Genomic DNA, 7,989 nt, shown 5'->3' with positions numbered 1-7,989 from the left:
CAGCATATTCCATTAGGGGCAGAGGCGACGGCCTCGTCAAAAGCCCGGATGTATGGCTGCAATCCCAACCTTGTTCTTGGCTTAAACAAAAAGATGGCTTGGCAAAAGGGGGCGTCCATGTATGACAGTCGGGTGCCGTCAAAACGGGAGACTGTCAGATCAGGTCTGAACTTCTACACCTGATGAAATATGCTGACCGGCTCCGCTATCAGATCACCGTGCTTTACACACTTTGACAGTCCCGGGATATGTCGGTCATGGTCTAACCTGTCTTGCCATCACGTCAAGATTGCCTCCGCAACCGCTGGAAGTCCTCGCTAATCTGCGTTGTCAAAATCAACTGGTCCGACTACGTCCCGGCAAATGCCGGGGTATCGTCGGATCAGAATTCACACTTATGTACCAACAAGGCCAAAATAACAAGGGCATTCTTGTTGGCTAGTGCTACTGCTGCCACATTTGTATGCCACCTTATCATCACCCCGTTCAGCCACGTTGAGGTGCTATCAGTCCTGCAAAGCTCAGCACCGCACGAGCGCCATGAACCATCAGGGTACGCAAGTAACTGTCACCACGCTTGCTGATCCCGAGTAATGTCGACTTGCCGCCGCTGGAGTGTTGTCGGGGCACCAAACCGAGCCAGGCTGCAAATTGCCGGCCGCTACTAAAATTTTGCCCCCCCCCCACGGTGGCGACAACGGCACTCGCAGTAAGTGGCCCGATGCCAGGGATCTTGGCTAGTCGAACGCTGGCCGCAGAGTTGCGGTGCCAGCACTGAATGTCCTGCTCTAGCGCCTCAACCTGCCGGTCCAGCTCTTTTAGGTGATCCGAGAGTGTCCTCAACAACTGTTTGAAGGTGCGGGGCAGCTCACACTCCCCGTCCTCCAGAATCTCCGGAATACGACGACAGATAGTGTGAATACCTTGTGGAATGACGATCCCGAACTCGGCCAATAGGCCGCGAATTTCGTTGGTGGTCGTGGTGCGCGCTTTCACAAAACTGGCGCGAGCGCGATGTACCGACAGAATCGCTTGCTGCTCGACAGGTCTTGATCGGCACGAAGCGCATGTCCGGCCGGGTCACCGCTTCGCAGATCGCCGCAGAATCGGCAGCATCATTCTTGTTAGTCTTGACGTAGGGTTTGACAAACTGCGGCGCCATCAGTTGAACGGTGTGGCCAAAGCCTTGCAGCAAGCACGCCCAGCGGTGGGCACCGCCACAGGCCGCCATGCCAATCAGGCATGGCGATAGATTGGCGAAGAAGGCTGCCATCTGTTCGCTACGCAACTGTTTCTTCAGAGCGGTTTTGCCGTGTTCATCTACGCCATGCAATTGGAAAACGTTCTTTGCCAGGTCAATGCCGATAGTCGTAATCTTCATGATGGATGCCCCTTCCGTGAGCGGTGGTTTGACACTACCACTCTGGCACATCGATGCAATTAGGTGGGGGTGTCCATCCCATTAGATCAGGTCTAAACTTCTACAACTCAGGCCATGAAAGTTTGGCAAAAACAGTATCCCGATTTATTCAAAAAGCGTGGAAATAATCGCCCGGGACTGGACATCTAGGAAAGAGATGGCGATTCACATATTTCCAAATGAGGCATCATAAAATTAAAATAAATGACAAAGCATGCTCTCGCCTTTATTCCATCTAAACACTCAACAATAATTACCAAAAACCAACAAGACCATTTGACTTCAATCAATGACAGCATAAAAAAGGCTGCCAAATGCAAAAGGCATTCAGCGACGACAAGTTTCATGAGCCATGATCAAACCACTCTTGCTTGTACCGCTTTAAGAAAACAAAGCACAAGAAAAACCGCCAACAAAAATCCACAAGCCGTTTAGCCAGACAGGCGAAAAGCTGCATGACATATTTTGTTGGCGGCTCTAAGTGGTAGCGAAATTCGTAGCACAAGCGCTCATCAAGCCACCCCCATATCGATACACATATTAGGCACCCCTCAAAATTTCAATATCTTTTAATTTACCACTTTAAAAATTACATTTCTTAATTTATTGTTTTAGTCCAATACTTTCAAATATATTTTCACCAACACCAACACGACAACCAATTAATTCTTGGGCAAAACTTTGCAGATTCATTCAAAAACAACAACTTGACACAACCATAAAGTACGCAGCAAATAATAACAGCAATACTTACAGAATAACAATATAAAAGCTTTATAGCTCTAAAGACAAAAATTTCTAAAAATAGCCCTACCAATACTCAAATGTGAAGCGTGACCATAAATATCATTCACTTAAGAAACGCTAACAAAACCTCGCAGAGCACCTGAGCTAAGATACGCCGACGCAGGCCGTATCCAGTCCTACGACAAGAAGGCTCAACGAGGATCAGGGTCTAAATAACTCTAGGGCCTCTTTGCTCGCGCACCTTCGCCACCAGCACATCCAGCACTTCCAGTGTCCGCTCCGGCGGGGCCACGGCAATCGTGTACTTACCATCCACCACCAGCATCGGCGTGCTGAAAATCCGATAATCCTTGGTAAACTTAGCAATCGCTTCCACCTGGGCCTTTACCGCGAAAGAACGGTACACTGCCATAGTTTTAACAACGTCCACTCCTGACTGACGCCGCAGCCACTTCTCAAACTCGGCCTCTTTGCCCAGATTGACCTTATTATTCTGCACCGCCCGGAAGGCCAGGCCATGTAGACGATCCGTCAAACCAGCAATATTAAGGGTAGCAAACGCTTGCGCATACCCCTCCATCGGCTTGCCCCAGACCACGTGCTTGCGTACCACGCTCACATCCTCCGACTGAGTCTTTAACCAAGAAGATACCGCAGCGTCCTGAGCGTAACAATGCCCACATGGATAAGAAAAAAACTCCACCACTTCGATTTTGTCACTGCCAGACACCGGGTGCGGCTTGGGCAACACCAGATAATCCTTGCCCACCACAACCTGCGCTTGCGCTACGCCCAAGGCCAGAATAAACCAACACAGCAGCAATAATACTCTCATCAACTCTCCACTTAATTTAGAACCTGTTCATAATCTACTGCTCTGCGGCGATACGACGTTGAAAATTCTTTCTAAATACCCATATACCAGTTGTACTCTGCCTAGCTCCTACTTTCGTAACTTTGAACAGTTTTTTAAGATTCTTCATCCCAATTTAGGCAGCAGAAATATAATCACCAACATATTGCACACCATGCTCTCCAACGGAGATTCATTGCCCTTAAGCTCCGGTTCAAGCCATAATCAACAATGTTGGCACCTCAGCGGCTTTTCCCTCCTTGTTCAGTTTGATGCCTGTCTTGTCCGGCACGCGCAGACTCTGCAGCTCCTCCTCTAAGAGCTTGACTTCCTCCTGTAGCCTGTGGCGCATATCCGCTTCTGCCTTACGCACATCCAAGCTCAACTTTTTCTCCATCTCTATCGTCAATCTCTCATCGAGAAACGTCTCATACTTCTTGAACAATTCATCGCGGTAAACATCTAGCTGCAAGCGAAGCATGAGATTTTCCTCCTCCATTTCGGCCAATTTTTGCTGGAATTGGGCCACGTTTATATTGAAGCTCATATTTTCTCCAAGCAGATGGCTCGCAAACGGTGCGATCAGCTTATGCTGACAGGCCAGAGCGAGGTTCTTGTTAAAAAATCTCCCTCTCCACACAGGGAGAGGGAGGCAAACATAATGGGTTTGCTAATAGACACTAGACAACTCAACACCGGGGAAACGGCGTGAGGATCCTATGCAACGGGACACTGCACAGAATGGGAGAATTATGCGCAAACGCGCCGTCAAAAAATATCTGACCAGTACGAAAAGTCTTCACCATAACTGTCTAGTACTGGACGATTATTCATATGCTTTTTGAATAGATCTGGCTTTTGTTTACGCCAGTTCTTCATCGCCTGAATCGGCATTTGATGTTGTAAAGCAGCTGGGTAGGTACTGGTTGTAAAGCCAAACACAGCGCTCCAGCGTTTGCGCTAAATCCTCTCCAGACTCAAACCAGTGGGTGGCCAGCACATCGCTAATACGGCCATTGAAGCGCTCCACCATCCCGTCCGTCTGTGGGCTGCGGGGCTTGGTCAAAGCGATGCTCAATGCCCAGCTCCGCGCATAAGCGGTCAAATTCATGCTCACCACTGGCTTGCTTCTGCTTGTTAGGGCACCTCGAATAACCGAAGCTTTTCAGCAAACCTAACGATAACATGACGCTTGCGGCCATTTCGGATCATTTTCAGTAACGGATCCGATCCAGCCCATTTCGGGCGTCAGTAGGCCACTGATTCCGGCTTTCCGGAAGAACACCAAGCGCTTCAGGTTGTAACAGGTCGCCATCATCGTCAGCGCAAAGTTCGCGCGTGCTTGACCAATTGTGCGGACCAACTTCCCGCCCATTTGATCGATCACGGCGAACACGTGTTCGACACGGACGCACCTTGGCGATGCCGTGGTTGCCCTGCTGTTGGCACTCGGATAGCGGCTTATTGGCGTGCCCCTTGCGCTGAATCCGGTTCCGAAATCCGTCCCGGGCAAGCTGCGCTTCACGGGCTTCGGACGGATAGCCTCGATCGGCGTAGACATCCCGGCTTGTATTGCTGGTATCGAAGACTTTGTCAAAATGCTGGCTGTCGTGCGTACTGGCCGTGTCGGTTTCGAACTTGCGGATCAGCTTGTATTTATTGTCGACGTTCACCGACAGCTTGTAGCCGAAGTAGGATTTGCCGTGCTTTTTGGTCCAGCTTGCATCCTGGTCCTTCTGGCGCCGCTTGGCGGGTTTTCAATCGGCCGGCGTTGCGCCCTGATCAAGCCGCACCTTCTCGCCGCTGCTGTTGTGCTGCTTCGGCGCTGGCACCAGCGTCGCGTCGATAATTTGGCTGCCGCGTGCGATATAGCCTTGCTTGAGCAATTGCGCCGGCACACCATCGAATAGCGCATGGGCACCGGCTTCGCCAATTCGGTTCTCGAAAGTCCAGATCGCGGCGCGGTCAGGGATATTGACCGCCTGGCCCAGCCCACAGAAACGCTGATAACTCATCCGGTCGAGCAATTGATACTCCATTTGCTCGTCGGACAGGTTGTATAGTCGCTTCAAAACCAGAATCCGCACCATCGTTTCGGTCGGAAACGACGGGCGGCCGCCCTTCAGACTGACTGGCCGAGGCGCTACCCGATCGACCTCGGCCGCCAAGGCGGTAAAGCTGATGTGCTTCTCGATCTCGACCAGAGGGTGACCCAGGCGGTCAAGCTTCTGCCGGTGGTGGTCGGAGGCGAACAGGTCTTTCTTGATGGCGTTGCGCGGTTTCATCGGACTCAGGCCCAGCGAAGTTCAGAACGGTGTAATTTTACCAGCAGGCAGGTCGAGGTTTTTCGAAGAGCCCGTTAAACAGCCGGTCTGTAAACTCGCTACCATTATCTGAGAGTAGGATTCGAATGTGACACGGCGCGCCTTTTTGTAGTGTGTTCAGGAAGGCTTTGGCAGCGGCAGCGATCTTGTTGGATTTGATCTGCACGAATACCCAACGTGTTGCGCGATCGATGGCCACGAACAGATAACGGCGGGCCGTTTCATTCGGCATCTACGGCAAGTATTTGACCTCAATGTAGAAGTAGCCGGGATCATAGGCCTTGAATGGCTTACTGGTTTTGCTGGGCATTGATGGCTCCAGGTCGTGCAGGCTTCCCACGCCATAACGGCGCAGGCAGCAACCCAGCCCAGACCTAGAGACGGCGGGGGTCAGGAACTCACGGATCTCCACCAGCAAGTCGTCCATCCCAGCTGGAGGATTTTGCGCAGTTCAACCGCAATGCGCACCTACACCGGCGTCAGCGTGGTTTGCAGCCGATGCGCAGTGTGGGAACAGTCCTCGACACTACCCCGGTTTTTCCATTTGCGGATGGTATCGATGGTGACGTCATAGTGAGCGATCAGCTCGGGCTGAGTGCCGGTGGCCTGCTGAATCTCTTTGCAAATGGCCGGCGTGGTACGGGCTTGTTTGTGCAGTTTGACGTTCATGTTGTTTGGGCCTTGAGCGTTTCCAGAAGCTTACCCAAACCCTCGCAGGCCAGGGTAAGTTTCCAGAGGCGTTTACTCAGATGATCATCTGGGATGTGACACCCTGCCTATTCTGGGGGGGTATCCACACTTTCCACTCCAGCCATGCCCCCAACTCCGGCCGACCATGCAGCCCGATCAAGGTAATAGCAGTGATCGTGCCCCCCCCCCTGCATAAACAACTTATGCTTCGGTTGCGAACTAAGTTGATATAGATGTTCTCCCAAATCCATTGGTACCACTTCATCACCGGAACAATGAATGAATAGTTTTGGCACGGCGATGGCCGGTAGCTTGGAGTAGGAGGAGAAGTTATAGCGAATCAGCGCGTCAAACGGCATCCATGAAGCAGTATAGGATTTAGCGATGTCCGCTATGGACAAAAAGCCGCCATCGACAATCACCCCATCCACGCCTAGCGACACCGTAGCCAGGTCTATGGCGATGGCGCCGCCCAGGGAGTGGCCGTACACCAGATGCTTGGACGCCTCCGGTGACAGCTTCTTGAATGCCTGCCAGGCCGCCCGGGCATCGGCATAGACCGAGCGCTCAGACGGCAAGAACCAGGCGCCGCCGCCGTAGCCGCGGTAGTCGATTGCCATCACCGCCAGACCTAGCCGGCGCAGGCTGAGGATCAAATCGATATCGGTGTACAGCGTGCTGCCGTTGCCGTGCAAAAACAGCACTGCGGGCGCGGCGGGGGAGTGGGCCGGCAGCCACCACGCATGCACCAGGCCGCCGCCTTCCGTCTTAGCAATCGGTAGCCAGGTTTCGTGGTAAGTCACCCCGTAATCTTGCGGGGTTTTGCCGGTTTGATACGAGGGACTGAGGATGAAGTATCGCTGCGCTAGCTCCCATAAGCTCAGCGCCAGTAGAACGGCGGCCAACAAGACCAGAATTTTTTTAAGCGTGCCCATGCGCACCGCCAGACTTTGAAACACTACCCGCCATCAACAGAGCACCTAGTTCAATATAAACGCCATGCTCGCCTGCTTGCCGTCTTTCAGGCCCAGACGAAAATCTATCCACCAGCATAGCGATGCTCAGTGCCGGGGGATATTTGACCAGTACGAAATGCACGCCGCGCGGCGGGGATCACACCTTAAGGCGGGGATCACACCTTAAAACGACTATACTGGCCGGCCTATGCGTTAGCAGACATCGCAGGATGTGGGAACCTGCGGCGGGGAAGCGGCACCAAGGAAGGGCCGCCGGGAGAAAAACAAATGTCAGGACTTGAACAGCAGCAAGAGGTCGGCGTCGCGTTCCGCGCCCAGTTTGCGCATAGCGCTGGCTTTTTGGGTGCTGATGGTTTGCTTGCTGCGCTTGAGCTTGGCGGCGATGTCGTTGACGGTGAGCCCGGCGACAAAGAGCCGCACCACTTCGGCTTCGCGCGCGGTCAGGTCGCGCTTGGCGGCAGGTTGAGCCGGCCCGTCCGCCTCCAGCAGACGCTCCACTGCCGGGGAGAAGTAAGCCGTTTTAGCCATGGCGCCGTACACCGCCGGCAATAGGTGCTCGATGGCGTCGGACTTGCTCAGTATGCAGTGAATGCCCAAGCCGCGCAGCGAGCGCACCACCAGGGCGTTGTCCATCATGGTGAGCACCACGATGCTCAGTTCCGGGTACAGCCGACGCAAGCGCTCGAACATGGCCGTGCCGTCGCCGGATTCACAGCCGGGCATGGAATAATCGGATACCAGCACATCGCAAGGCTGGCTGGCCAGCATGTCCCACAGAGCGGTGGCGCTATTGGCCTTGCCCACTACGCGGATGGAGCGCTGGCCTTGCAAAACGTGCTCCAAGCCGCTGAGCACAGAGGGGTGATCGTCCACTAAGAAGACTTTTATTTCCGCCATAACCATGTCGCCCGCATGTAATTTCAATAATTCTTTCCAAGACAATCTATTCTATAGTTAAGCAAATATCCTGAATATGGT

The 7,989-nt window shown here is 53.0% G+C and carries 8 protein-coding genes and 3 pseudogenes; 1 reads left to right on the top strand and 10 read right to left on the bottom strand.

Features of this window, described 5'->3' with window-relative positions; genetic code table 11:
* Positions 1–183, top strand: a 183-nt coding sequence (locus B0T39_RS25995) for a hypothetical protein (protein WP_217806329.1), incomplete at its 5' end; no start/stop codon positions are given.
* A gap of 199 nt (positions 184–382) precedes the next feature.
* Here B0T39_RS25995 and B0T39_RS23255 read toward each other — a convergent pair.
* The 10 genes and pseudogenes from B0T39_RS23255 to B0T39_RS23210 all read right to left on the bottom strand — a co-directional run bounded on the left by B0T39_RS23255 (position 383) and on the right by B0T39_RS23210 (position 7,908).
* Positions 383–1,381 (bottom strand): annotated as a pseudogene (locus B0T39_RS23255) (IS110 family transposase).
* 994 nt (positions 1,382–2,375) lie between these two features.
* Complete coding sequence (locus B0T39_RS23250; protein WP_081550963.1) at positions 2,376–3,002, bottom strand: thiol:disulfide interchange protein DsbA/DsbL; 627 nt, start codon at positions 3,000–3,002, stop codon at positions 2,376–2,378.
* A gap of 232 nt (positions 3,003–3,234) precedes the next feature.
* A complete protein-coding gene (locus B0T39_RS23245) occupies positions 3,235–3,567 on the bottom strand; it encodes a hypothetical protein (RefSeq protein WP_081550961.1) in 333 nt (110 codons plus the stop codon).
* Between the two features lie 221 nt (positions 3,568–3,788).
* Positions 3,789–4,153 (bottom strand): annotated as a pseudogene (locus tag B0T39_RS23240) (integrase core domain-containing protein); the annotation flags it as partial.
* A gap of 128 nt (positions 4,154–4,281) precedes the next feature.
* Positions 4,282–5,305 (bottom strand): annotated as a pseudogene (locus B0T39_RS23235) (IS5 family transposase); the annotation flags it as partial.
* Positions 5,306–5,342: 37 nt separating this feature from the next.
* Entirely contained in the window at positions 5,343–5,576 is a 234-nt protein-coding gene (locus tag B0T39_RS26535; protein ID WP_081550957.1) for a DDE-type integrase/transposase/recombinase, read from the bottom strand.
* Complete coding sequence (locus tag B0T39_RS23225) at positions 5,577–5,771, bottom strand: hypothetical protein (protein ID WP_081550955.1); 195 nt, start codon at positions 5,769–5,771, stop codon at positions 5,577–5,579.
* Positions 5,772–5,812: 41 nt separating this feature from the next.
* Positions 5,813–6,013 (bottom strand): hypothetical protein, encoded by a 201-nt coding sequence (locus B0T39_RS23220; RefSeq protein WP_081550953.1) that lies wholly within the window; start codon positions 6,011–6,013, stop codon positions 5,813–5,815.
* A 107-nt stretch (positions 6,014–6,120) separates the two neighbouring features.
* A complete protein-coding gene (locus tag B0T39_RS23215) occupies positions 6,121–6,969 on the bottom strand; it encodes an alpha/beta hydrolase (RefSeq protein ID WP_081550951.1) in 849 nt (282 codons plus the stop codon).
* Positions 6,970–7,281: 312 nt separating this feature from the next.
* Positions 7,282–7,908 (bottom strand): response regulator, encoded by a 627-nt coding sequence (locus tag B0T39_RS23210; protein WP_217806328.1) that lies wholly within the window; start codon positions 7,906–7,908, stop codon positions 7,282–7,284.
* Between the last annotated feature and the right edge of the window lie 81 nt (positions 7,909–7,989).

The organism is Chromobacterium haemolyticum, from assembly GCF_002081825.1.
Lineage (GTDB): Bacteria > Pseudomonadota > Gammaproteobacteria > Burkholderiales > Chromobacteriaceae > Chromobacterium > Chromobacterium fluminis.
Note: the sequence above shows the minus strand (reverse complement) of the source record. Positions and strands in the feature narration are given on the sequence as shown.

What these genes read in the sequence shown, in the direction of transcription:
- B0T39_RS23250 (WP_081550963.1), bottom strand. Translation starts at nt 3,002, where the DNA reads ATGAGAGTATTATTGCTGCTGTGTTGGTTTATTCTGGCCTTGGGCGTA.
- B0T39_RS23245 (WP_081550961.1), bottom strand. Translation starts at nt 3,567, where the DNA reads ATGAGCTTCAATATAAACGTGGCCCAATTCCAGCAAAAATTGGCCGAA.
- B0T39_RS26535 (WP_081550957.1), bottom strand. Translation starts at nt 5,576, where the DNA reads ATGCCGAATGAAACGGCCCGCCGTTATCTGTTCGTGGCCATCGATCGC.
- B0T39_RS23225 (WP_081550955.1), bottom strand. Translation starts at nt 5,771, where the DNA reads ATGGACGACTTGCTGGTGGAGATCCGTGAGTTCCTGACCCCCGCCGTC.
- B0T39_RS23220 (WP_081550953.1), bottom strand. Translation starts at nt 6,013, where the DNA reads ATGAACGTCAAACTGCACAAACAAGCCCGTACCACGCCGGCCATTTGC.
- B0T39_RS23215 (WP_081550951.1), bottom strand. Translation starts at nt 6,969, where the DNA reads ATGGGCACGCTTAAAAAAATTCTGGTCTTGTTGGCCGCCGTTCTACTG.
- B0T39_RS23210 (WP_217806328.1), bottom strand. Translation starts at nt 7,908, where the DNA reads ATGGCGGAAATAAAAGTCTTCTTAGTGGACGATCACCCCTCTGTGCTC.